This window comes from Streptomyces sp. NPDC041200, from assembly GCF_055591805.1.
Genome location: NZ_JBVIZF010000003.1, coordinates 722,697 through 744,990, shown reverse-complemented (window position 1 = coordinate 744,990; position 22,294 = coordinate 722,697). Strand labels below are relative to the sequence as shown.

At 72.0% G+C, this 22,294-nt stretch carries 24 protein-coding genes; 15 read left to right on the top strand and 9 right to left on the bottom strand.

What is annotated here, in order from left to right:
• Positions 1-330 precede the first annotated feature (330 nt).
• From ACZ6CL_RS13160 to era, 3 genes are all read left to right on the top strand, one after another.
• The gene (locus ACZ6CL_RS13160) at positions 331-3,294 is read left to right on the top strand and encodes a beta strand repeat-containing protein (RefSeq protein ID WP_468935017.1); all 2,964 of its coding nucleotides are present in this window, start codon (positions 331-333) and stop codon (positions 3,292-3,294) included.
• Positions 3,295-3,423: 129 nt separating this feature from the next.
• Entirely contained in the window at positions 3,424-3,774 is a 351-nt protein-coding gene (locus tag ACZ6CL_RS13155; protein ID WP_468935014.1) for a cytidine deaminase, read from the top strand.
• Between the two features lie 59 nt (positions 3,775-3,833).
• Entirely contained in the window at positions 3,834-4,799 is a 966-nt protein-coding gene (era, locus tag ACZ6CL_RS13150; protein ID WP_385436056.1) for a GTPase Era, read from the top strand.
• Between the two features lie 51 nt (positions 4,800-4,850).
• On the opposite strand, the gene ACZ6CL_RS13145 is transcribed toward era, so the two are convergent.
• Together ACZ6CL_RS13145 and ACZ6CL_RS13140 are read right to left on the bottom strand one after the other, a co-directional pair.
• A complete protein-coding gene (locus tag ACZ6CL_RS13145; RefSeq protein ID WP_385436055.1) occupies positions 4,851-5,117 on the bottom strand; it encodes a protealysin inhibitor emfourin in 267 nt (88 codons plus the stop codon).
• Positions 5,118-5,144: 27 nt separating this feature from the next.
• Positions 5,145-6,227 (bottom strand): M4 family metallopeptidase, encoded by a 1,083-nt coding sequence (locus ACZ6CL_RS13140; RefSeq protein WP_468935011.1) that lies wholly within the window; start codon positions 6,225-6,227, stop codon positions 5,145-5,147.
• A gap of 326 nt (positions 6,228-6,553) precedes the next feature.
• Here ACZ6CL_RS13140 and leuA point away from each other — a divergent pair, with 326 nt between their 5' ends.
• Both leuA and ACZ6CL_RS13130 read left to right on the top strand, forming a co-directional pair.
• Positions 6,554-8,332: a 2-isopropylmalate synthase gene (leuA, locus tag ACZ6CL_RS13135; RefSeq protein WP_468935009.1), complete on the top strand. Its 1,779-nt coding sequence runs from the start codon at positions 6,554-6,556 to the stop codon at positions 8,330-8,332.
• 166 nt (positions 8,333-8,498) lie between these two features.
• Positions 8,499-9,212: a TerB family tellurite resistance protein gene (locus tag ACZ6CL_RS13130; protein WP_468935007.1), complete on the top strand. Its 714-nt coding sequence runs from the start codon at positions 8,499-8,501 to the stop codon at positions 9,210-9,212.
• Here the strand turns inward: ACZ6CL_RS13130 and ACZ6CL_RS13125 are convergent.
• Positions 9,209-9,709 (bottom strand): carboxymuconolactone decarboxylase family protein, encoded by a 501-nt coding sequence (locus ACZ6CL_RS13125; protein WP_468935005.1) that lies wholly within the window; start codon positions 9,707-9,709, stop codon positions 9,209-9,211. The two genes, ACZ6CL_RS13130 and ACZ6CL_RS13125, sit on opposite strands and share 4 nt — an antisense overlap.
• 36 nt (positions 9,710-9,745) lie before the next feature.
• Here ACZ6CL_RS13125 and ACZ6CL_RS13120 point away from each other — a divergent pair, with 36 nt between their 5' ends.
• Entirely contained in the window at positions 9,746-9,988 is a 243-nt protein-coding gene (locus ACZ6CL_RS13120) for a MarR family winged helix-turn-helix transcriptional regulator (RefSeq protein ID WP_468935002.1), read from the top strand.
• A 19-nt stretch (positions 9,989-10,007) separates the two neighbouring features.
• On the opposite strand, the gene ACZ6CL_RS13115 is transcribed toward ACZ6CL_RS13120, so the two are convergent.
• The 3 genes from ACZ6CL_RS13115 to ACZ6CL_RS13105 form a co-directional block, all read right to left on the bottom strand.
• Positions 10,008-11,114, bottom strand: coding sequence for a glycoside hydrolase family 18 protein (locus ACZ6CL_RS13115; RefSeq protein WP_468934999.1), 1,107 nt, complete (start codon positions 11,112-11,114; stop codon positions 10,008-10,010).
• Between the two features lie 82 nt (positions 11,115-11,196).
• Positions 11,197-11,388, bottom strand: a complete 192-nt coding sequence (locus ACZ6CL_RS13110) for a YegP family protein (RefSeq protein ID WP_468934996.1) — start codon at positions 11,386-11,388, stop codon at positions 11,197-11,199.
• A gap of 78 nt (positions 11,389-11,466) precedes the next feature.
• Positions 11,467-12,138 (bottom strand): GNAT family N-acetyltransferase, encoded by a 672-nt coding sequence (locus ACZ6CL_RS13105; protein ID WP_468934994.1) that lies wholly within the window; start codon positions 12,136-12,138, stop codon positions 11,467-11,469.
• Positions 12,139-12,245: 107 nt separating this feature from the next.
• Here ACZ6CL_RS13105 and ACZ6CL_RS13100 point away from each other — a divergent pair, with 107 nt between their 5' ends.
• The 3 genes from ACZ6CL_RS13100 (at position 12,246) to ACZ6CL_RS13090 (ending at position 13,585) form a co-directional block, all read left to right on the top strand.
• Entirely contained in the window at positions 12,246-12,455 is a 210-nt protein-coding gene (locus ACZ6CL_RS13100; protein ID WP_009718008.1) for a helix-turn-helix domain-containing protein, read from the top strand.
• Positions 12,455-13,003, top strand: coding sequence for a Clp protease N-terminal domain-containing protein (locus tag ACZ6CL_RS13095; protein WP_468934990.1), 549 nt, complete (start codon positions 12,455-12,457; stop codon positions 13,001-13,003). The genes ACZ6CL_RS13100 and ACZ6CL_RS13095 overlap by 1 nt, the downstream gene beginning before the upstream one ends.
• Before the next feature lie 66 nt (positions 13,004-13,069).
• Positions 13,070-13,585, top strand: coding sequence for a GNAT family N-acetyltransferase (locus ACZ6CL_RS13090; RefSeq protein ID WP_468934987.1), 516 nt, complete (start codon positions 13,070-13,072; stop codon positions 13,583-13,585).
• Here the strand turns inward: ACZ6CL_RS13090 and ACZ6CL_RS13085 are convergent.
• The gene (locus ACZ6CL_RS13085) at positions 13,558-14,928 is read right to left on the bottom strand and encodes a serine hydrolase domain-containing protein (RefSeq protein ID WP_468934985.1); all 1,371 of its coding nucleotides are present in this window, start codon (positions 14,926-14,928) and stop codon (positions 13,558-13,560) included. The two genes, ACZ6CL_RS13090 and ACZ6CL_RS13085, sit on opposite strands and share 28 nt — an antisense overlap.
• On the opposite strand from ACZ6CL_RS13085, the gene ACZ6CL_RS13080 reads away from it, so the two are divergent.
• Both ACZ6CL_RS13080 and ACZ6CL_RS13075 read left to right on the top strand, forming a co-directional pair.
• Positions 14,917-16,245, top strand: a complete 1,329-nt coding sequence (locus ACZ6CL_RS13080) for a M20 metallopeptidase family protein (RefSeq protein ID WP_468934982.1) — start codon at positions 14,917-14,919, stop codon at positions 16,243-16,245. The two genes, ACZ6CL_RS13085 and ACZ6CL_RS13080, sit on opposite strands and share 12 nt — an antisense overlap.
• 162 nt (positions 16,246-16,407) lie before the next feature.
• A complete protein-coding gene (locus ACZ6CL_RS13075) occupies positions 16,408-16,941 on the top strand; it encodes a hypothetical protein (protein WP_468934979.1) in 534 nt (177 codons plus the stop codon).
• 132 nt (positions 16,942-17,073) lie between these two features.
• Here the strand turns inward: ACZ6CL_RS13075 and ACZ6CL_RS13070 are convergent, their stop codons facing one another.
• On the bottom strand, positions 17,074-17,250 hold the full coding sequence (locus ACZ6CL_RS13070; RefSeq protein ID WP_468934976.1) for a hypothetical protein: 177 nt from the start codon (positions 17,248-17,250) through the stop codon (positions 17,074-17,076).
• A 373-nt stretch (positions 17,251-17,623) separates the two neighbouring features.
• On the opposite strand from ACZ6CL_RS13070, the gene ACZ6CL_RS13065 reads away from it, so the two are divergent.
• Positions 17,624-18,364: a class I SAM-dependent methyltransferase gene (locus ACZ6CL_RS13065; RefSeq protein ID WP_468934973.1), complete on the top strand. Its 741-nt coding sequence runs from the start codon at positions 17,624-17,626 to the stop codon at positions 18,362-18,364.
• Positions 18,365-18,481: 117 nt separating this feature from the next.
• Complete coding sequence (locus ACZ6CL_RS13060) at positions 18,482-19,267, top strand: DJ-1/PfpI family protein (RefSeq protein ID WP_468934971.1); 786 nt, start codon at positions 18,482-18,484, stop codon at positions 19,265-19,267.
• Positions 19,268-19,300: 33 nt separating this feature from the next.
• On the opposite strand, the gene ACZ6CL_RS13055 is transcribed toward ACZ6CL_RS13060, so the two are convergent.
• Positions 19,301-20,434 carry an FAD-dependent oxidoreductase gene (locus ACZ6CL_RS13055; protein WP_468934968.1) on the bottom strand — a complete coding sequence of 378 codons (1,134 nt, stop codon included), beginning with the start codon at positions 20,432-20,434 and terminating at the stop codon, positions 19,301-19,303.
• A gap of 187 nt (positions 20,435-20,621) precedes the next feature.
• On the opposite strand from ACZ6CL_RS13055, the gene recO reads away from it, so the two are divergent.
• The gene (gene recO, locus ACZ6CL_RS13050) at positions 20,622-21,368 is read left to right on the top strand and encodes a DNA repair protein RecO (RefSeq protein WP_063734250.1); all 747 of its coding nucleotides are present in this window, start codon (positions 20,622-20,624) and stop codon (positions 21,366-21,368) included.
• Positions 21,369-21,451: 83 nt separating this feature from the next.
• Entirely contained in the window at positions 21,452-22,288 is an 837-nt protein-coding gene (locus tag ACZ6CL_RS13045) for an isoprenyl transferase (RefSeq protein WP_468934966.1), read from the top strand.
• Positions 22,289-22,294: the final 6 nt, after the last annotated feature.

Here is a 22,294-nt window from a genome sequence, read left to right as displayed (position 1 = left end):
GGACGGGCCGGAGGTGCTGGGGGCGTGGGGGCGCCCCGTATCACGCCCGCGCGGGGAGGCGCACGGACGCGGGGGGTCGCGCTGCGCCATACGGATGCATTCACCCTCTGCGGTCTGGCCCATCTGGCGTAGGCAACGGCTTACTTGCAGATACCGACCGGTGGGCCGCCCATACCCCTGGCGGGGGACAGTCGGCTTGTCGTTCTGACGTAGACAGGTCGGCCGTATGGGCACCCCCACGCAGGGCGAACAGGGTCTCCGTGGCACTCGGCGCGCAGACCCGGGCGGTCCACCCCTCCCCATACCGCACCCCGGGAAGGGGCCGCTCCCATGGCTTCCTCGACCACCACGGTCACCTCCACCCCGAACCCCTCCGTCCCCGGCCAGACCGTCACCTACACCGCGACCGTCGCCTCCGTCCCGCCGGGCGCGTTCACCCCGACCGGTACGGTCACCTTCACCCTGGACGCGGGTACGCCGGTGACCGTCCCGGTCGATGCCAGCGGGCAGGCCGTCTTCACCGACAGCACCCTCGCGGTGGGCTCCCACACGGTGACGGCCACCTACAGCGGCGACGCCAACCTGGACCCCTCGACGGGCACCAGCATCCAGCAGGTCAACCAGGGGGCGACGACCACCTCCCTGACGGTCTCGCCCAACCCCGCCGTCTGCGGCGAAGCGGTGACCCTGACCGCGACCGTGGCGGCCGTCCCGCCCGCCACGGGGGTCCCGACCGGCACGGTGACGTTCATCATCAGCGCCGACGGACCGGCCCCCACCGCGCCCCTCGACGCCACCGGCCAGGCGTCCGTCACGGTCGCCGATCTGGATGTGGGCCTCCATCTGGCGGTGGCCTTCTACGGCGGGGACACCGAGTTCTCCTCGTCCAACTCGCCCCTGGTCCCGCTCACGGTGAACCAGGCGTCCTCGACCACCGTCGTCACCGCCACCCCCGACCCGTCGGTGTGCGGCCAGTCGGTGACGCTGTGCGCGACGGTGACCGTGGACGAGCCGGGGACCTGTACGCCCACCGGGACGGTGACCTTCGCCGTCACCGGCGGCCCGACGCTCACCGCGCCGCTCGACGCGACCGGTCAGGCCTGTGTGACCAGCGACGAACTGCCCGGCGGCACCAGCACGGTGACCGCCACCTACTCCGGTGACACCGGTGTCGCGGGCTCCACGGGCACGTCGACGGTCACCGTCGACCCGGGCACGTCCACCACCACGGTCACGGCGACGCCGACCTCGTCCGTCTGCGGCGAGGCGGTCACCCTGTGCGCCCAGGTGACGGTGGGCGCGCCCAGTACCTGCGCCGCGACCGGTGACGTGACGTTCGTGATCACCGGCGGTCCGACGCTCACGGCGACCCTCGATGCCACCGGCCAGGCGTGCGTGACCACCACCGCCATCCCCGTGGGCACGCAGACGGTGACCGCCACCTACGCGGGCAACGCCGGGGTCGCGGGCTCCACGGGCACCACGGGCGTGACCGTGAATCAGGCGGCCTCGACCACCACCGTCAACTCCCCCGACCCCGGCGCCTGCGGCGAGCCGGTGACGCTCTGCGCCCAGGTGACGACCGTGCCGCCCGGCACCTGCCCCCCGACCGGCACGGTGACCTTCGTGGTCACGGGCGGACCCACGCTCACGGCCACGGTGGACGGCACCGGCCTGGCCTGTGTGACCACCGGCGCCATCCCCGTCGGCACCCACGTCGTGACCGCCACCTACGCGGGCGACACCGGCGTCGCGGGCTCCACGGGCACCGGGACGGTCACCGTCAGCCAGGGCACGTCCACGCTGACGGTCACGGCGACGCCGAGCCCGTCCGTCTGCGGTGAGGCGGTCACCATCTGCGCCCAGGTGACGGTCGCTCCGCCCAGCACCTGCTTCCCGACCGGCGACGTGACGTTCGTGATCTCGGGCGGTCCGACGCTCACGGCGACACTGGACGCCACCGGCCAGGCGTGCGTGACCACCACGGCGGTGCCGGTCGGCACGTCCACGATCACCGCCACCTACGCGGGCGACTCCGGCGTCGGGGGCTCGATGGGCACGACCTCGCTGACGGTGAACCCGGCGTCGTCCACGACCACGGTCTCGGTCACGCCTTCCCCGTCGGTCTGCGGCCAGACGGTCCTGCTGTGCGCCCAGGTGACCACGGTGCCGCCCGGCACCTGCGTCCCGACCGGCACGGTGACCTTCGTGGTCACGGGCGGTCCGACGCTCACGGCCACGGTGGACGCCACCGGTCAGGCCTGTGTCTCCACCACCGCCATCCCGATCGGCAACCACACGGTGACGGCGACCTTCGGGGGAGGCGGCGGCGTCGCGCCCTCCACGGGCAGCGCCTCGGTCACCGTCAACCAGGCCAGCTCCACGACGGCGGTGACGGTCTCGCCCACCCCGTCCGTGTGCGGCCAGCCGGTGACGATCTGCGCGCAGGTGACGGCCACGGCCCCGGGCACCTGCACCCCGACCGGCACGGTCACCTTTGTGATCAGCGGCGGTCCGACCCTGACCGGAACGCTCAACGCCAGCGGTCAGGCCTGCGTCACCACCAGTGCGCTGGCGGTGGGCTCGCACACCGTCACGGCCACCTACGGGGGCAGCACGGGCGTCGCGGGGTCGGCGGGCACCGCCACCGCCACGGTGAACACGGCCAGCACCACCACCACGCTCACCTCCACCCCCAACCCCTCCGCCCCCGGCCAGACGGTGACCTTCACCGCCACCGTGGCCCCGGTGGCCCCCGCGACCGGCACCCCGACCGGCACCGTCACGTTCGTGATCAGCGGCGGTCCGACCCTCACCGGAACGCTCAACGCGGCCGGACAGACGGCCGTGACCACCAACGCGCTCACCACCGGCTCCCACACGGTCACCGCCACCTACAGCGGCGACACCTGCTACGGCCCGTCGACCGCGTCGCTCACCCAGACCGTGTCCGGCTCGACGACCACCACGCTGACCGCCACCCCGGCCGTCATCCGGCTGCGGCTCAACGGGCAGCTCATCATCCCGACCCTCAGCGCCACCCTCAAGGACCAGGCCAACAACCCCGTCCCCGGCCGGTCGATCGCCTTCACGGCCAACACCGTGCTGGGCCCGATCGCCCTGGGCAGCGCGGTCACCAACGCGTCCGGCACGGCGACGCTGACCAACGTCACCGTCCCGGCCACCGTGCTGACCGCCAGCACCTACACCGCCGCCTTCGCGGGTGCCCCGGGTCTCAGCCCGGCCACGGCGTCGGCCTCGCTGACGTTCCAGCCGCTGCCGCTGCTCCCGTAGCGGAACCCGTAGCACCCCTCCCACACCCGCGCCGGGCCGTTGCCACTGCGGCCCGGCGCGGGCCCATGCGTACAACCGGTGTCACGCCCGGTCAGTGCCCCGTCAGTGCCCCGTCCTATGCTCATCCGTATGAGCGAAGCAGCACAGCTGGACCCCGAAGACCGCAAGATCATCACGCTGGCCCGCTCCGCGCGGGCCCGCAACGGCGTCGTGGAGGGCGCCGCCGTACGGGATGAGACGGGCCGTACGTATGTCGCCGGTACCGTCGCCCTCGACTCGCTCCAGCTCAGCGCGGTGCGTACCGCCGTCGCGATGGCCGTCGCCAGTGGCGCGAAGTCGCTGGAGGCCGTGGCCGTGGTGACCGACGCCGAGACCGCCACCGACGAGGACCGTGCGGCCGTACGGGACCTGGGCGGTGCCGGGACCCCGATCCTGCTGGCGGACACGGACGGCACCCTGCGCGCCACGCTGCCCGTCTGACCACGGCCGGAAACAGGGCGATGGGCGGCTGGTCGGAGCGGGCCGGGGCATCGGGGAGAATGGTGGCCATGACTGCCGGTACCCCCTCGTCCCCGACCGAGCAGCGGGAGACCCCGCACCGCTCGGGTTTCGCCTGCTTTGTCGGTCGCCCGAACGCGGGCAAGTCGACCCTGACCAACGCGCTGGTGGGGACGAAGGTCGCGATCACCTCCAACCGCCCGCAGACCACCCGGCACACGGTGCGCGGCATCGTGCACCGCCCCGACGCACAGCTGGTGCTCGTCGACACCCCCGGTCTGCACAAGCCGCGCACCCTGCTCGGCGAGCGGCTGAACGACGTCGTACGGACCACCTGGGCCGAGGTCGACGTCATCGGCTTCTGCCTGCCCGCCGACCAGAAGCTGGGCCCCGGCGACCGCTTCATCGCGGGCGAGCTGGCCGGGATCAAGAAGACGCCCAAGGTCGCGATCGTCACCAAGACCGACCTGGTCGAATCCGAGCAACTCGCCCAGCAGCTCCTGGCCATCGACCGGCTCGGCAAGGAACTGGGCATCGAGTGGGCCGAGATCGTCCCGGTCTCGGCTGTAGGTGACCAGCAGGTGGGCCTGTTGGCCGATCTGCTCGTCCCGCTGCTCCCCGAAGGCCCGACCCTCTACCCCGAGGGCGACCTCACCGACGAGCCGGAGCAGGTGATGGTCGCCGAGCTGATCCGCGAGGCGGCGCTGGAGGGCGTGCGGGACGAGCTGCCGCACTCCATCGCGGTGGTCGTGGAGGAGATGCTGCCGCGCGAGGACCGCCCGGCGGACAAGCCGCTGCTGGACATCCACGCGAACCTCTACATCGAGCGCCCCAGCCAGAAGGGCATCGTCATCGGCCCGAAGGGCCGCCGCCTGAAGGACGTCGGCTCCAAGTCCCGCAAGCACATCGAGGCGCTGCTCGGTACGCCGGTCTACCTCGATCTGCACGTGAAGGTGGCCAAGGACTGGCAGCGCGACCCGAAGCAGCTGCGTCGGCTGGGCTTCTGAGGGCGGGCCGCGTCGCCGGTCGTCGGCTGGGCTTCTGAGGGCGCTGGGGCGCTACGTGCCCTCCTTGAGCACCGTGCGCACCAGCTCGCGCTGGGCGTCGCTGAGGTGCGGGTCCGCGGCGTGGACCGTGCGGCCCTCCACCGTGATCTCGTAGTGGAAGCCGTCCGGGACGCCGCGGGTGGCCGCCGGGGCGCCGGATTCGACGGCCTGGTGGGCCAGGGCGGCCAGATGGGTGGCGTCGGGCCGTCCGGAGGTGTCCAGATCGGCCCGGCGCTCGATTCCGGCGAATCCGCCGGAGCGGGTCACGGAGATACGCATAGGTCCATCAGTACCCGAGGGTGAGGCTCATCGCGCGTCCAGATCGGTGATTCCCACGCCCTCCCAGGCGCCCCGCACCGCGTCCCGCTCCTCGCCCTCGCCGTAGCGGGCCTGCGCCGCGGCGACCGTGAGCCGGGCGAAGTCGTCGAACTGCGCCTCCGGGGACAGCTCGCCGCCGGTCAGCACGTCGTACCAGACCCGCCCGGCCTTCTCCCACGCGTTGCCGCCGAGCGCCGTGGCGGCCAGGTAGAAGGCGTGGTTGGGGATGCCGGAGTTGATGTGGACGCCGCCGTTGTCCCGCGAGGTGCGCACGTAGTCGTCCATCGTGCCGGGCTGCGGGTCCTTGCCGAGGACATCGTCGTCGTACGCCGTGCCGGGGGCCTTCAGCGAGCGCAGGGCCACGCCGGTGACCCGCTCCGCCAGCAGCCCGGCCCCGATCAGCCAGTCGGCCTCGTCGGCGCTCTGGCCCAGCGCGTGCTGCTTGACGAGCGAGCCGAAGACATCGGACATCGACTCGTTGAGCGCCCCGGACTGGCCGAAGTACTCCAGGTTGGCGGTGTACTGGGTGACGCCGTGGGTCAGTTCGTGGGCCATCACGTCGATGGGGATGGTGAAGTCGAGGAAGACCTCGCCGTCACCGTCGCCGAAGACCATCTGCTCGCCGTCCCAGAAGGCGTTGCTGTAGTCCTGGCTGTAGTGGACGCTCGCGTTCAGCGCCAGGCCCGCGTCGTCGATCGAGTGGCGGCCGTAGACCTTGAGGAACAGCTCGAAGGTCGCCCCCAGCCCGTTGTAGGCCCGGGTCACGGACTCGTCCGAGGTCGACGTGTCGCCCTCGCCGCGGACCTTCTTGCCCGGCAGCGTGGTCTGGTGCTGGGCGTCGTAGATCGTGCGCTTCGGCCGGTCGGAGGGCGCGCCCTCCAGGGTGGGGGCGGCGATCCCGCGGACGGTGGTGATCCGGCGGCGGGTGCGCTCCAGCGCGTCCCGCTGCAGGGTGCGGCGGGCGGGATCGGCGAGGGCGGAGTCCTCGTGCTGGGCGAGCTTGTCGAGGACATGCGGCGGCACGATCGTGCAGAAGACACCACGGCGGCGGGAGTTCGCGTTGACATCCATCCAGGCAATGTCGCACCGCGTCTACCGCTTGTCACGCCTTGCGGTCATGATTGATGAAATCGAGTGGTTGATGGCCATTCCTCCGCGTGAGATGCCGTGGTCCGCATAGTGATACGGGGTCTCGCGCCGCGCACCTCTTCCGTTAGGCTGCTCGGCATCATGCGTTTCGGGCTGCTTCTTCTTAGCTGCCGCGGCGAGGGCCTGTAGTCGTAGGCCGACCCCCTCCCCGCGGAGTTCGGTGTTGCGGTGATTACGCCCCGTCGGCCGCCCCATGGACTTTCGTCCCAGCGGACACCACGAGCGGATCCAAGAGGAGCCCACGCATCATGAGCACGTCCGACAATCCCGGTCAGCGCGCCGTAGGCCGCCCCACCCCCATCACCGCCGCGACCGTCACCCAGAAGCCCTCGGGGATGCCGATCCACAAGTACGGCCCGTACGAGGCCGTCGACATCCCCGACCGCACCTGGCCGGACAACCGGATCACCGCCGCGCCGCGCTGGCTGTCCACCGACCTGCGGGACGGCAATCAGGCGCTGATCGACCCGATGTCCCCGGTGCGCAAGCGCGAGATGTTCGACCTGCTGGTCCGCATGGGATACAAGGAGATCGAGGTCGGCTTCCCCTCCTCCGGCTCGACCGACTTCGACTTCGTGCGGTCGATCATCGAGGAGGACGCGATCCCCGAGGACGTGACGATCTCCGTCCTCACCCAGGCCCGCGAAGAGCTGATCGAGCGCACCGTCGAGTCGCTGCGCGGTGCGCACAAGGCCACCGTGCACCTGTACAACGCCACCGCGCCCACCTTCCGCCGCGTCGTCTTCCGCGGCACCCGTGAGCAGGTCAAGCAGATCGCGGTGGACGGCACCCGGCTGGTGGTCGAGTACGCCGACAAGATCCTGGGCGACGACACGGTCTTCGGTTACCAGTACAGCCCCGAGATCTTCACCGACACCGAGCTGGACTTCGCGCTGGAGGTCTGCGAGGGCGTCATGGACGTCTGGCAGCCCGAGGCCGGCCGCGAGATCATCCTCAACCTGCCCGCGACCGTCGAGCGCTCGACGCCCTCCACCCACGCGGACCGGTTCGAGTGGATGTCCCGGAACCTGTCCCGCCGCGAGCACATCTGCCTGTCGGTCCACCCGCACAACGACCGCGGCACGGCCGTCGCCGCCGCCGAGCTGGCGATCATGGCCGGGGCGGACCGCATCGAGGGCTGTCTGTTCGGGCAGGGCGAGCGCACCGGCAACGTCGACCTGGTGACCCTGGGCATGAACCTGTTCTCCCAGGGCGTCGATCCGAAGATCGACTTCTCGCAGATCGACGAAGTCCGCCGCACCGCCGAGTACTGCAACCAGATGCAGATCCACCCGCGCCACCCCTACGCGGGCGACCTGGTCTACACCGCCTTCTCCGGCTCCCACCAGGACGCCATCAAGAAGGGGTTCGAGGCGATGGAGGCCGGTGCGGCCGAGCAGGGCAAGACGGTCGACGACATCGAGTGGGCCGTCCCGTACCTGCCCATCGACCCGAAGGACGTCGGCCGCTCCTACGAGGCCGTCATCCGGGTCAACTCGCAGTCCGGCAAGGGCGGTATCGCCTATGTCCTGCGGAACGACCACAACCTGGATCTGCCGCGCCGCATGCAGATCGAGTTCTCCAAGACGATTCAGGCCAAGACCGACGCCGACGGCGGCGAGGTCACCCCGGCCCAGATCTGGGCGACCTTCCAGGACGAGTACCTGCCGACGGACGACAACCAGTGGGGCCGGATCGCGCTGCGCACCGCCCAGACGTCCACCACCAGCGAGGGCACCGACGCGCTCACCGTCGAGGCCGTCGTGGACGGCACCGAGACCGTCCTGACCGGCTCCGGCAACGGCCCGCTGGCCGCGTTCTTCGACGCCCTGGGCGCCATCGACATCGACGTACGGCTGCTGGACTACTCCGAGCACACCCTGAGCGAGGGCGCGGGCTCCCAGGCCGCCGCGTACATCGAATGCGCGATCGACGGGAAGGTGCTGTGGGGCGTCGGCGTCGACGCCAACATCGTGCGCGCCTCTCTCAAGGCCGTCGTCTCGGCGGTCAACCGCGCACGGCGGTAAACGCCTGCTGGGCTTGTCACCCACAAGGGGCCCCGTTCACCGCGTGAGGCGGGCGGGGCCTCGGGTTTGGCCTGTTGTCTCCGTTCGGGGTACTGACGGCACATCATAGATGTGGCTAGCATCACGTCAACGCGGCAACGTGGCCGAAGCGTTATGGAGGTGTGACGTGGTGCACTCGCGAGCCCGCCGTGACCGGGACCTGTGTGTGGTAGGCGTCCGCACTCTGTGGCGGACGGTCGGCGATGGTGAGTTCTTCTGCCCCGACTGCGGAGGCGACCGCAACTACCGCCGCCGCACCGGCCGCCGCCGCATCGTGGTGCTCGGCCTGCCGCTGCTGCCCCGCGGGCCGGTCGCGCCAGTCGTCGAATGCGCCGCCTGCGCGACCCAGTTCGGCACCGAGGCCCTGGATCACCCCACCACCACCCGCTTCTCCGCGATGCTGCGCGACGCCGTGCACACGGTCGCCCTCGCGGTCCTCGCCGCGGGCGGCACCGAGGCCACGGCGGTGCGGCAGGTCGCGGTCGGCGCGGTGCGTGCCGCCGGGTTCGCCGACTGCGACGAGGGCCAGCTCCTCGCGCTCATCGAAGCGCTCGCCGCCGACACCGGCCGCCTCCCCGGCGCCGCCACCGGCGAGCGCGACGGCCTCGACCCGTGCGGTACGGCGCTCGCCATCGAACTGCACGAGGCCCTCGAGCCCCTGGCTCCCCACCTCGCCCCCACCGGCCGCGAGGCGATCCTCCTCCAGGGCGCCCGGATCGCCGTCGCCGACGGCCCCTACCGCCCGGCCGAGCGCGCGGTCCTCGAAACGGTCGGCCGCGCCCTCATGATCTGCCCCGACGACACGGCCCGCCTCCTGGCCGCGACGCGCGCGGCGTTCTAGGCGGTCTGCGCGGTCCAGGCGAACGGCGCGAGCGGCGCGTCCAGGGGCGCCCGGGTCATGCGGTTGGCGTACGTGGACAGGGTGTACGCGCCGACGCCGAGCACGACCTCCAGCGCGTTGCGCCGGGTGAACCCCCGTGCCAGAAAGGCGTTGAGCACCTCGTCCGGCACGGCCCCGGCGTCGTCCATGACGGCGAGCGCGAACGCCCTTACGGCGTCCAGCCGTTCATCGGGCAACGCGCGCTGCTCCCTGAGCGCGGCGATGAGTTCGCCGTCGGCGCCCAGCGCGGTGAGCTTTCCGGTGTGCATGGCGACGCACACATGGCACGCGGTGCGCGTGGCGATGGTCATGATGACCACCTCACGGGCCAGTGGATCCAGCGTGGCCGCCTCGAACAGCCCGCTGAGCCTGAGGAATCCGTCCAGCAGCTCCGGCGATTCGGCCAGCCGTCCGGCGGGCGCCGGAAGGTAGCCGAGCCGCTGGATCGTCGCCTCCATGGACCGCCGCGCGGCGGGCGGCGCGGATTCCAGTGTGTGATCTGTGAAGGGTACGCCGTACGGGCCGACGACCCCGCCGACGCCCGTCGCAAGGTCATCCGGCTCACCCCGCACGGCGTTGACGCGCTGGCCCGCTCGGCGGCCATTTTCGAGGAGTTGCGCGACCGGTGGGCCGCCACGCTTGGGCCGGGCCGTCTGCGCGCCCTTGAGGCGGACTTGCGTGCCGTGAGCCCCGGAGTCGGCTTTCCCCTCGACGTGCCGGGCTGGTTCGGGGCGTGAGGGGGCGTGAGGGGGCGGCTCACTCCGTCCCCGGCGTGGCCCAATCCTCGCGGTACGCCGCCCAGTCCGCGTCCGTCGCGGCGAAGTCCACGTACAGGGCCACCCCGAACCGCTTCCGGTCGCGGTCCTCGTGGCCGAGGCCGAGGCGGGTGCCGCGGATGGCGGCGGTGACGGTCTCGGCCCAGGCGTGGTGGCCCCAGTTGTCGGTGTGGTAGCCGGGCAGGCCCATCAGGAGGTCCGTGCGCGGCGGGGTGGCCTCCAGGGCGAGTCGGGTCTGCTGGGCCACGTAGCCGCCGTACAGGCTCTCCAGCGGCATCGACGTGTCGTACGACATGACCGCGATCTGGTCGACCCGCCACGCCACCTGCCCGAAGAACGCCTGTGACCACCACTTGGGGTGGTTGAAGAGGAAGCCCGCCACCGAGTGCAGCGCGGGAAGCGGGTCGATCTGATGGGCGGCGACCGAGAGCGGGACGCGGCGGGCGCGGGTGAGGGCGTGCAGGCCGTCGAGGAGGGTGAGGTAGTCGCGGTCGCCGGAGTGCAGCGGCTCCAAGTCGAAGTGCACGCCGTCGAATCCCGCGTCCAGCACCTGGCGGGCGGATTGCACCACATGGGCGCGGCTGCGCGGGTCGGTGAGCCGGAGCCCGGTCGGGCCCTCGGTGGCCAGGACGTCGCCGAGCCACGCCTGGACGCGTACGCCGGGCAGTTCGCGGTGGACGGCCTTCAGCAGCCACCCGGCGCGCGGGTAGCGCTTCGCGCTCAGGGTGCCGTCGTGCTCCAGGGGGCCCGCGTGGACGTACAGGTCGCGGATGCCGGTGCCGCGTATCCGCCGGGCCAGGGTGGCCAGTTCGGCGTCGCCGTTACGGCCGTCCACCCAGGCGTGACCGAGCCACACCGCGTCCCGGCCCCGGGTCTGGGTGCCGGGCTCGGGGTCGCCCGCGTACTGGAGCCGCAGGGCGATCCCGGCGGCCAGCAGGGACAGCACCAGGCACCCCGCGAGGGCGGCCACGGCGCGCTTGGGCCACCGCAGCCGGGGGTGCGTCCACTGGCGGACGGCTCTGGCGCGGGCCCGGCTGAGCCGCGTGCGCGCGGCGGCCAGGGCCCGGGATATCGGAGGTTTGGTCACGAACGGGAGGGTAGCGAGCGCCGTACGGACACCGTTGGCCGTACGGCGCGGCTACCGCGGTCCCTGGACCCCGGTCCCCGGCCTATGCCTTCTCGGTCGGGATCTCCTTGACCTCGGCCGTGGGCGCGTTCTTCTTGACCGACTCCACGCCTTTCTGGGCCGCGGTCCTGGAGTCGTACGATTCGCCCACCGCGATGATCTCGCCGTTGCCCGATTTCAGGCGGAAGCGGTGCTTGCCGCGCTTGTCCTCATAGATCTCGAACTTGCCCGCCATGTGGTGCCACCTCCACGGGTCGTCGTGACCCCCTCGAACCACCGTAAATCGGGCCCCGCGCCCTCGCATCAGGGATGTTCAGGGGGCCTCGGGCGCGGGCGCGCCGAACATCTCCCGGCACGGCTCCAGCCCCCGCACCTCGACGGGGACGGTGCGCCGCTCCTCCCAGGCCGCGCGGTCCAGCCGCAGCCGCTGGAGCGTCCGGGGCTCGCCCCGTACGGCGACCGTCTCCAGGCCGTCGGGGCGGTAGCCGAGGCGGCGCGAGACGCCGAGCGAGCGCCCGTTCTCCACGAACGCGCCTGACGTCAGGCTGCGCGCGCCCAGCCCGGCGAACGCCAGATGCGCCACGGCCGCGCGCATCTCCGTACCGAAGCCCTGCCCCTGGTGGGCGAGGCCCAGCCAGGACCCGGTCTGCGCCTCCCGCGTCACCGCGAAGTTGGTCGCGCACAGATCCTGCCGTCCGATCGTCGCGCCCTCGTGCAGTACGACGAGGCTCAGCACCCAGTCCTCCGGCCGCCACTCGGCGATCGTCCGCAGGACGTGCTGGAACGTCGCGCGGCCGCGATCTTCCGGGGCGGTGTCGGACCACGGCACGCTGAACGGCATCTCCGCCGGGTCGTGCACCCCGCCCGCGGCGACGGCGGCCACCTCGTCGGTCAGGGGGATGTCGGGAAGCCGCAGCTCAAGGCGGGGGGTGTGGAGGCGGAGCCCGTAAAGGGGCCAGTGATGGGGCTGGTGATGGGGGTCCATGGCGAGAGGTTGCCGGAGCCGCCGAGGCCGCGTCGAACCAATTACGACCGGATGGCGGACGTCAATCAGGGTTGACGCTTGCGGTGCTGTCAACATACATTGACAACATGACCGAAGCAACGGATCTCGCCGAGCGCGCCGGCGACCGGGACCCCCGTGTCGGACTGCGCGCCGTCGCCGCGCTGCGCCGCCTGCTGGAGCAGCTGGAGGCCGTACAGGTGCGCAGCGCCCGCGCCAAGGGCTGGTCGTGGCAGGAGATCGCGGCCGAACTGGGCGTCAGCCGTCAGGCCGTTCACAAGAAGCACGGGAGGCGTTGATGTTCGAGAGGTTCACCACCAGTGCCCGCGAGGTCGTCCGCGGAGCCGTCCGGCAGGCGGACGAGACGGGCGACGCCACGGTCGGCGAGTCCGAGCTGCTGCTCGCGCTCCTGGACCGTACGAACACCCCCGCCGCCCACGTCCTGACCACCCTGGGCGCCACCGCGCGCCGGGCCTCGATCGAACGCGCCCTGGCCGACGTCCGCCGTCGCGGCGGCATCTCCCACGCGGACGCGGAGGCGCTGGCGGGGCTCGGCATCGACGTGGACGCGATCGTCTCCCGCGTGGAGGAGGCGCACGGTGCCGGAGCCCTGGCCACCCCGCGCCGCCGCCGTCGCTCCCGCGCCCGCTTCGCCCCCGAGTCCAAGTCGGTCCTGGAGCGGTCGCTGCGGATCGCGGTCGGCCGCGGCGACAAGACCATCGGCGACGAACACCTCCTGCTCGCCCTCCTCGCCCGCCCCGGCGTCGCCGCGAACGTCCTCGCCGATCACGACGTGACGTACGTCCAGGCCGAACAGGCCCTCGCCGCCCGCGCGCGCTCCGCCTGAGGCGGATCCGTTGCGTACCGCACAAATGGGTTGCCCCGAGCTTGATCCGCCGCGCATCCTGTGCCGATGCTGATCCGACGAGAAACCCCCTCCGACATCGCCGGTGTACGCGACGTCACGGCGGCAGCGTTCGGCAAGTCGGAGGCCGCGGTCCCGGTCGAGGTCACCCTCCTCGGTGAACTCCGCACCTGTGATGCCTGGTTGCCCGCCCTGTCGTTCGTAGCGGCCGGTGACCGCGGGGATGTGATCGGCCATGTGGTGTGCACCCGGGGCCATGTCGGCCCCGACCTCGCCCTGGGGCTCGGCCCCCTCAGCGTCCACCCGGCCCACCAGCGCCGGGGTGTGGGCCTGGCGCTGATGCACGCGATCCTGGGCGCGGCGGACGCGTTCGGCGAATCCCTGGTCGCGCTCCTCGGCAGCCCCGCGTACTACGGCCGCTTCGGATTCCGTCCCGCGGCCGCGTACGGCGTCACAGCCCCCGACCCGGCCTGGGGCGACTATTTCCAGGTCCGCCCCCTGACCGCGTATCAGCCCACCCTCAAGGGCCCGTTCGCCTACGCGGAGCCGTTCGACCGTGTCTGAGGCCGGATCTGAGGCCGGGCCTGAGGCCGCGTCTGATCGACGGGCAGGAACGCGGCCATGAGCAGCTTGTTGAGGTACGGGCCCTCGACGCCGCTCTGGGTCGTGGGGTTGATCGAGTAGACCATGCGACGGCTGAGGTCACGGGTGGCGAACATGCCGCTGGTGTAGCCGGGGCGGGATCCGGTCTTGCCCCATATCTCCTGGCCGTCCTGCCTGACCCTCATCAACCCCATGCTGTAGCAGGCCCTGTTCTGCTCGGGGTCGGGGTTCTGCGCGCAGTTCTTGTTCTCGACGTTGGGGACATCCGGGACGGTGAACAGCAGCTTCTGCTGGGCGGGCGGCAGCAGGCGGCCCCGGAAGAGCGCGGTCATGAAGCGGTCCAGCTCGGCGGCGGTGGAGATCATGCCGCCCTCGGCCCACGGCCAGGCCGCCTGCTCGGTGATGTCGGCCCGGCGGCTGCCGCCGTCCTCCCCGGTGACCGTGAGATAGCCATGGGAGTGCGGCCCGGGCAGCCGCGCGTCGCTGATGTCGGGGACGTAGGTGCGGTGCAGCCCGAGCGGCCGAGTGATCCGGGACCGCACCTCCTCGGTGAACGAGCGCCCGGTGACCTTCTCGATGACGAGCCCGGCGACGAAGGTGTTGACCCCGTTGTAGGTCTGGGCGCTTCCGGGCGCGTACATCGGCGGAGCGTCCTCGGGGACGAGCGTCTTGACGATGCGCTCGATGGGCCAGCTCTCGAAGCGGTGGTCCACGAACCACTCGTTCGTCGTGTCGCCCCAGAACTCCTCGCCGCCCTCCGACGGAAGACCGCTGGTGTGGTTCAGCAGCTGACCGATGGTCACCTTGTCGAACGCGGCGGGCAGCAGGTCGGGCAGATGGTCTTGTACGTAGTCGTCCACGCTCAGCCGGTGCTCGGCGGCGAGCTGGAGCACCACGGTCGAGGTGAACACCTTGGAGGCGCTGCCGATCCGGAACGACCCGTTCGACGGCACGGGCTCCCCGGTCCGCAGATCCCCGACCCCGGACGTCCCGGTCCACCGCCCGTCACGGCCGGAGACCCGGGCGAGCGCCCCACTGACCTCGTGCTTCGGCAACTCGTCCAGCGTCTGCTGGAGCGCCTTTCCGTCCAGCGGCGGCACGGGCGCCTGGCGGGTGGCCACGGGCGCCGCCGCGGCCGTGGCCGGTGCGGCCGCCCCGGCCGATACGACGGCCAGCAGCGCGGTGGCGGTCGCCAGGGCTCTCCACGAGGTACGGCGTGCGGGGCTGCCCCCACCCCTGAGCGGCGGCCTGCCGGATGGGCGGCGGGGTGTGGGTGCGGCGATCGTGTCGTCATGACCGATCACGGACAGAGAACGGTGAAACCCCTCATGGAGCGCGCTCCCGCCCGCCGTACGCTGCTGGCCGCCGCTGCGGCAACCGGCGGGGGAGTGGTGTGGGGAACCGCGGGGCGGGCCGCCGCGGGCGGCTGGGAGCCGCCGGTGGCGCAGGGGGCCGTGGACGCCGAGGTGGCGCGTCTGGAGCGCGGGCTGATCGCGCTCCGGCGGGACATCCACCGGCACCCCGAGGCGCCGGGGCAGGAGCGGCGCACCGCCGGTGTGGTGGCCCGGGAGCTGCGGGCGGCCGGGCTGGACGTCGCCGCGGGGGTGGGCGGCCACGGTGTGGTCGGTGTCCTGCGGGGCGTACGTCCGGGCCGGACCGTGGCGTACCGGGCGGACATGGACGCGGTGCCGCCCAGGGACATCGTCGGGGGCGGCCCGGCGGTGGCCCACCTCTGCGGGCACGACATCCACACCACCGTGGCCCTCGGCGTCGCGCGCGTCCTGGCGCGCCTGCGGCGGCACCTGGGCGGAACGGTGGTGTTCCTCTTCCAGCCCGCCGAGGAGAGCCTGTCCGGGGCCCGCGCGCTGATCGACGCGGGGGTGCTGGAGCGCACCGGCGTCGAGGAGATCCACGCGCTGCACTGCGGGCCGTTCCCCGTCGGACGGTTCGCGGTGACACCGGGCTATGGGATGCCGGGCCAGGACAAGGCCGTGGTGACGCTCTCGGGGCCGGACGCGCCGGAGGCCGCGAAGCGCCTGGCCGCGCAGATCGCCGCGCTCGCGACGGTGGCCGTGCCGCAGACCCCGGCCGACCTGGAGCGGCTGGTCGCCGACGCCCAGGTGCCCGGCGGGCCGCTGGCCCGCTTCGTGGCCGTCCGGGTCACCGCGCAGGAGAACACGGTGAGCGTGGCCTACCGCTGCTGGCCGGAGGAGCGGTATCGGGCGGTGCGCGCGGACATCCGCCGCCTGGCCGCCCCCTACGCCGTGAGTTTTCCCGCCGAGCCGTTCCCCGCCATGATCTGCCCGGAACGCGACGGCCGCAGGCTCGCCCGCCATCTGCGCCACACCGTCGGCCGGGGCGCGGTGGCCGAGCTGCACGCCGCGTTCCCGCCCTTCAGTGGTGAGGACTTCGCCCTCTACCTGGACCGTGTCCCCGGTACGTACACCTTCCTCGGCGTCCGCACCCCCGGCGCACCCCTCACCACCGCCTATCCGCACCACCCCGACTTCGCCCCGGACGAGCGCGCCATCGGCCTCGGCGTACGGGCGATGGCGGGCTGGCTCGCGCAGCGGACCCTGCCCAGCCAGTGGCCCGCCTCGCAGCGTCGCCCGGCCGCGTGACAAGCCACTGGCTCCGCCTGGACCAGGGGGCGTGCGCCCGCTCGTGAGTGGCTGCCTCGGGAGCTGTTGTCACTCTTTCAGGGACTACATCCTTCATATAAGGATTTCTATGGTGACGGGGCACATCGCATCGGCCTACGTCCGGGAGGAACCATGCCGACCATGCGTACCGGCTTCACCGCCATCGCAGCGGCAGCATTACTTGTGGGCGCCACTACCGCGGTAGCCGCGCAGAGCGACGCCGAAGCGGCTTCGCCCGCAACATCCGCGGTCTCAGGAATCGAGCATCTGCACACCCAAGTCGACCTGCCGGCCGGTCCCTGGACCAACACTCCCCTGGAGGTCACCCTTCCCAGGTCCGGCACCTACGAACTCGACGCGGATGTCCGCGGGCGCCTCGCAGGCTTTCCCCCGATCAACACGTACATCACCGCACGGCTGTGGAACGTCACGTCCGGCACCGCCGTGCCGACGAGTGGGCGACTCGTCAACCAGATCATCGACCTCAACACGGGTGATGCCCAGGCGGGTGGCAACCAGACCGCACCCATCAGCGAGCTGATCAAAGTGACGAAGCCGACGACGATCCGGCTCCAGGCCCAGCGGATCGACGCCGTCGGGACGGCAACCGTCGGCCAGATCTACTCCGATGGCCACGGCTACACCTCCCTCCGCTATGAGCGGGTCGGCCGCTGACGGAGGCATCCAGAGAGACGTGTGGTCCCCGCTCCGGGCAGTCCGGGGCGGGGACCACGCGGTGGTGAAGTAGTGGCCGTCTTCGAGGTCGGCGATCAGGCCGGGGTCGACCGGATCCCACGTTTTCAGTCCCTAGTCCCGGAACGAGCCGTCCGCCCTGCGCGCGTGCCGGGACAGCAGGTGCCCGTACTGGGGGCAGTGCCGCCGGAAGCCCCGCTTGATCAGATAGCTGATGCCGATCGTCCCCGGCGTCGCTTCTCCGCAGGTCAGCTGTGCACTGACCCGCCCCGTGGCATCCAGTGCTCGCAACCCTTCCCGCCCTGCCGCCCCCAGCTCCCGCCCCCGGACCGGGTCTGGCCCAACCAGACCCGGTCCAGCACAGGGCTGTGACATCGGGGCAGGGGGAGGGGCGGTCCGTACGGCGTTTGCCACGACCCGTGCGTACCGTCGGGTAGTGGTCACGGGCGGTCGACCCACGGCCCGAGTGTGACGAGCGCCACTCGGCCGTGGCGCCCGCCCGCGCCCCCGCCGGTGTTCCGCGTCAACTCGCCCCGGAACACGCGGCAGTCGGCCCCTCGGCGGCCGTTCACCGGCCTTCCGCGCCGCCGCCCCGCCGTCATGGGTGGGCACCGTCACACGGAGAAGGATCGGCCGCCGCGTGGGCTGTTTGTAGCGTCGTGCCATGGACGACTCGATCACCCCCTCGCACAAACGTGTCCTCGCGCAGAGCGGTGCCGGGAACTGGATGTTCCTGCTCGAGGCAGCCCGCGACATGCGCACCACCGGGGCCCTCGCCCCCAGTGGCAGGGCGCTGGCCCATGCGCTGACCGAGCCGGTGCGCTCACAGGCGGGGCGGCGGCTGAACGTCCTGGAGGTGGGCGCCGGTACCGGCTCCGTCACCCGCTCCCTCATCCACCAGCTCCCGGCGGGCAGCCGCCTGGACATCGTCGAGGCCAACTCCCGCTTCACCGACCGGCTGCGCGACCTCGTCCGCACCCACCCGCGCCTGGCCGGGGAGCCCGGGCAGGCCCGGGTGCACCACGCGTACGTCGAGGAGCTGGACATAGGCCGCCGCTACGACGCGATCATCTCGGGCCTGCCCTTCGCCAACTTCGACCCCCACCAGGTGGAAGCGATCATGGGCCGGTACCTGGAGCTGCTGCGCCCCGGCGGTCTGCTGACGTACTTCGCCTACCGCGGCACCCGGCAGGCCCGCCCGCTGCTGGCGCTGGCGTCCCGTGCCCAGGCGCGGCGGCAGCAGGCCTCCGAAGAGGTGCTGGCCGACTACCAGCGCCACTACGCCACCGGCCGCAGCGCGGTGTGGGCCAACCTGCCCCCGGCCCACGTCTGGCAGCTGCAGCGCCCTGTGGAGAGGACCCCGGGTGCGGTCCGGACGTCCGCCGGAGCCGCTGTCGCCCGCTGACCCGGATCATCAGCCCGGGAACCCGTCCGGAACCCGCCCGGGAACCCGGGCGCCCTCCGGAACGACTACCTGTTTCGCCGACGCCCGTCGGCTCATCCACGGATCAGGGAGTCACCCATGGCGGAAGAGGTGGACCGCAGCCGCCGCAGGCTGCTTCGTACGGCGGCGGCGAGCGGACTGGGCGCGGGGCTGCTGACGGTCGGCGCGGCGGCACCGGCGCGCGCCGAGGGGGAGGCGGCGGAGCAGGTGGACGAGGCCGGGGTGCGGGTGGCGGTGCTGCTGTACGACGGGTTCACCGCGCTGGACGCCGTCGGGCCGTACGAGGTGCTGTGCCGGGCACCCGGGGTGACCGTGACCACGGTGGCCGAGAAGGCCGGAGAGGTCCGTACCGACACCGGGGAACTGGGGCTGGTGGCCGAGCGCTCCCTGACCAGCGTGACGCGGGCCGATGTGCTGCTGGTGCCCGGAGGCGGCGACCGCGGCGTGACGGCCACCATGGCCAACACCGCGGTCCTGGAGTGGATCCGCCGCGTCCACCGCGGATCGCTGTGGACGACCTCGGTGTGCACCGGATCCCTGATCCTGGGCGCCGCCGGGCTGCTGCGCGGTCTGCCCGCCACCACCTACTGGGCCTCCCGCCCCTACTTGGCGGACGCCGGTGCCATCTACACCCCGGGCCGCTTCGTCGAGGCCGGGAAGATCCTCACCGGGGCGGGGGTGTCCGCCGGTATCGACATGGGCCTCCACCTCGTCGCCCGCCTCTCCGACGAGCGCACCGCCCAGGCCATGCAACTCGCCGTGGAGTACGACCCCGACCCGCCCTTCGACACCGGCAGCCCGGAGAAGGCGGACCCGGAGCTGCGGCAGCTCGCGCTCACCCTCATCGCGGACGCCGCCCGCTAGCACGGCCTGGCACGCCTAGCAGCCCATAGCGGCTCATGGCCTCTGCTCGTCCTCGACGAACGCGGCGACCAGGCTGTGGGGTGTGTTGTCGCCGAAGAGGTACTCGTGGAGCCGGGTGCCCTCGTCGGCGGCTTCGGCGCCACGGGGGAACATGGCCTGCTCGTACTCGGCGAGGGCGGCTTCGATGTCGCCGGGGTGCGCGGCGATCGCCTTGCCCAGTTCGGCGCCGTCGTACATGGCCAGATTGGCGCCCTCGCCGTTCGGGACCGAGAGATGGGCGGCGTCGCCGAGCAGGGTCACCCCCGGCACCCGGTCCCAGCGGTGCCCGACCGGCAGCGCGCACAGGGGGCGCAGGACCGGCGCGGTGTCGCTGTCGGCGATCAGCGCGGTCAGCTCCGGCGCCCAGCCGCTGAACTCCTCGGCGATCCGGTCTGCGGCCGTGGCGGAGTCGGTGAAATCGATACCGGCGAACCACTCCTGCGGTTCGGTGAGCGCCACATAGGTGTGCAGGGTGTCGCCCCTCTCCCGGTGCGCCTGGATCCCCTTTCCCGGCGCGAGCGCGAGCATCGACCCGCCGCCGACCACCTTCGCGGCGGCGGGGTGCCGGGTGTCGCCGTCGAACAGATAGGCCTCGACGAACGACCTGCCCGTGTACGCGGGTGTGGCGTCGGAGAGCAGCGGCCGCACCCGTGACCACGCGCCGTCCGCGCCCACCAGCAGGCTCGTGACGACGGTGGTGCCATCGGCCAGGGCCACCTCGTGGCGCCCGTCGCCGAGGGCACGGGCCCCGCTGACCTTGTGCCCCCAGCGGACGGTGCCTGCCGGGAGCGAGTCGAGCAGGATCTGCCGCAGCTCGCCGCGCTGCACCTCGGGGCGTCCGCCCGTGCCGTCGTCGGGCTGGTCGAACAGGACGGTCGCGTCCCGGTCGAGGATCCGCATCGCCTGGCGGCCCTCCAGGATGAGCGCGCGGAACTCGTCCATCAGGCCCGCCGCTCGCAGCGCCAGTTGGCCGTTGTAGTCGTGGATGTCGAGCATTCCGCCCTGCGCGCGCGCCGTCGGTGAGGGTTCCGCCTCGTAGACCGTGGACGGGATGCCGTGGACGTGGAGGACGCGGGCGAGCGTCAGTCCGCCGAGCCCGGCGCCGATGATCGTGATGTCAGTGGTCATGGTGATTCCTCGCGTGTCGCACGCCTGCCGGGTGGGCTCCCGGCCGGATCTCTGGAAACGTCCCAGGCCCGGCCGACATCGGACCGACAGCCCGACCACAGCCCCGATATATGACCGACACCGATCGCGCGGGGCGCCCAGGGGTGGGCGGCTGGACCACCTGTCCCGCTGAGGGACAATGAGCCGCATGAGTCTGTTCCGCGACGACGGCATCGTGCTGCGCACCCAGAAGCTGGGCGAAGCGGACCGGATCATCACGCTGCTCACCCGCAACCACGGCCGCGTCCGCGCCGTGGCCCGCGGGGTGCGCCGTACGAAGTCGAAGTTCGGCGCGCGCCTCGAACCGTTCTCCCATGTGGACGTGCAGTTCTTCGCCCGCGGCGGGGAACTGATCGGCCGCGGTCTTCCGCTGTGCACACAGAGCGAGACGATCGCTCCGTACGGCGGCGGCATCGTCACCGACTACGCCCGCTACACCGCCGGGACGGCGATGCTGGAGACGGCCGAGCGGTTCACCGATCATGAGGGCGAGCCCGCCGTACAGCAGTATCTGCTCCTCGTCGGCGGGCTGCGTACGCTGGCCTCCGGGGAGCACGAGCCGCATCTCATCCTGGACGCGTTCCTGCTCCGCTCACTCGCCGTGAACGGCTACGCGCCGAGCTTCGACGACTGCGCGAAGTGCGGGATGCCCGGTCCGAACCGGTTCTTCTCGGTCGGCGCGGGCGGGGTCATCTGCGGCGAGTGCCGGGTGCCGGGAAGCGTCGTACCCTCAGCGGAGTCGCTGACGCTGCTGGGCGCGCTGCTGACCGGCGACTGGGAGACGGCGGACGCCTGTGAGCTGCGCCACGCCCGGGAGGGCAGCGGGCTCGTCGCGGCGTACTTGCACTGGCACCTGGAGCGGGGCCTGAGATCGCTCCGGTACGTAGAGAAGTAACCCCACAACAGCACAGCACACGCACACACGTACACGCCCACGCACACACGCATACGCATACGCACTTGAGGAGACGCGAAGCCATGGCACGACGCGGGATTCTGGGCCGACAGCGGCGCGACTACCGGGCCCCGGACCCGCACCCGTCCGGCGCCTGCCCGCCGAAGATCCCCGGCGAGCTGGTGCCGAACCACGTGGCCTGCGTGATGGACGGCAACGGCCGCTGGGCCAAGGAGCGCGGGCTGCCGCGTACGGAGGGGCACAAGGTCGGCGAGGGCGTCGTACTGGATGTCCTCAAGGGCTGCCTGGAGATGGGCGTCAAGAACCTCTCCCTCTACGCCTTCTCCACCGAGAACTGGAAGCGCTCGCCCGACGAGGTGCGCTTCCTGATGAACTTCAACCGTGACGTCATCCGCCGCCGCCGCGACGAGATGGACGAGCTGGGCATCCGCATCCGCTGGGTGGGCCGGATGCCGAAGCTGTGGAAGTCGGTGGCGCAGGAGCTCCAGGTCGCGCAGGAGCAGACCAAGGACAACGACGCCATGACCCTGTACTTCTGCATGAACTACGGCGGCCGCGCGGAGATCGCGGACGCGGCGCAGGCACTGGCGCGCGACGTCCAGGCGGGCAAGCTCGACCCGTCGAAGGTGAACGAGAAGACGCTCGCCAAGTACCTCTACTTCCCCGACATGCCGGACGTGGACCTCTTCCTCCGCCCCTCGGGCGAGCAGCGCACGTCGAACTACCTGATCTGGCAGAGCGCGTACGCCGAGATGGTCTACCAGGACGTGCTGTGGCCGGACTTCGACCGCCGCGACCTGTGGCGCGCCTGCCTGGAGTACGCCTCCCGCGACCGCCGCTTCGGCGGGGCGATCCCGAACGAGGACCAGCCGAAGAAGGACGACCCGCAGGGCGTCTGACCTGGT

Bases quoted from the DNA above. Each gene is read 5' to 3' on its own strand.
- ACZ6CL_RS13160 (WP_468935017.1), top strand. From the start codon at position 331: ATGGCTTCCTCGACCACCACGGTCACCTCCACCCCGAACCCCTCCGTC.
- ACZ6CL_RS13155 (WP_468935014.1), top strand. From the start codon at position 3,424: ATGAGCGAAGCAGCACAGCTGGACCCCGAAGACCGCAAGATCATCACG.
- era (WP_385436056.1), top strand. From the start codon at position 3,834: ATGGTGGCCATGACTGCCGGTACCCCCTCGTCCCCGACCGAGCAGCGG.
- ACZ6CL_RS13145 (WP_385436055.1), bottom strand. From the start codon at position 5,117: ATGCGTATCTCCGTGACCCGCTCCGGCGGATTCGCCGGAATCGAGCGC.
- ACZ6CL_RS13140 (WP_468935011.1), bottom strand. From the start codon at position 6,227: ATGGATGTCAACGCGAACTCCCGCCGCCGTGGTGTCTTCTGCACGATC.
- leuA (WP_468935009.1), top strand. From the start codon at position 6,554: ATGAGCACGTCCGACAATCCCGGTCAGCGCGCCGTAGGCCGCCCCACC.
- ACZ6CL_RS13125 (WP_468935005.1), bottom strand. From the start codon at position 9,709: ATGGAGGCGACGATCCAGCGGCTCGGCTACCTTCCGGCGCCCGCCGGA.
- ACZ6CL_RS13110 (WP_468934996.1), bottom strand. From the start codon at position 11,388: ATGGCGGGCAAGTTCGAGATCTATGAGGACAAGCGCGGCAAGCACCGC.
- ACZ6CL_RS13105 (WP_468934994.1), bottom strand. From the start codon at position 12,138: ATGGACCCCCATCACCAGCCCCATCACTGGCCCCTTTACGGGCTCCGC.
- ACZ6CL_RS13100 (WP_009718008.1), top strand. From the start codon at position 12,246: ATGACCGAAGCAACGGATCTCGCCGAGCGCGCCGGCGACCGGGACCCC.
- ACZ6CL_RS13095 (WP_468934990.1), top strand. From the start codon at position 12,455: ATGTTCGAGAGGTTCACCACCAGTGCCCGCGAGGTCGTCCGCGGAGCC.
- ACZ6CL_RS13090 (WP_468934987.1), top strand. From the start codon at position 13,070: ATGCTGATCCGACGAGAAACCCCCTCCGACATCGCCGGTGTACGCGAC.
- ACZ6CL_RS13080 (WP_468934982.1), top strand. From the start codon at position 14,917: ATGACCGATCACGGACAGAGAACGGTGAAACCCCTCATGGAGCGCGCT.
- ACZ6CL_RS13075 (WP_468934979.1), top strand. From the start codon at position 16,408: ATGCGTACCGGCTTCACCGCCATCGCAGCGGCAGCATTACTTGTGGGC.
- ACZ6CL_RS13065 (WP_468934973.1), top strand. From the start codon at position 17,624: ATGGACGACTCGATCACCCCCTCGCACAAACGTGTCCTCGCGCAGAGC.
- ACZ6CL_RS13060 (WP_468934971.1), top strand. From the start codon at position 18,482: ATGGCGGAAGAGGTGGACCGCAGCCGCCGCAGGCTGCTTCGTACGGCG.
- ACZ6CL_RS13055 (WP_468934968.1), bottom strand. From the start codon at position 20,434: ATGACCACTGACATCACGATCATCGGCGCCGGGCTCGGCGGACTGACG.
- recO (WP_063734250.1), top strand. From the start codon at position 20,622: ATGAGTCTGTTCCGCGACGACGGCATCGTGCTGCGCACCCAGAAGCTG.
- ACZ6CL_RS13045 (WP_468934966.1), top strand. From the start codon at position 21,452: ATGGCACGACGCGGGATTCTGGGCCGACAGCGGCGCGACTACCGGGCC.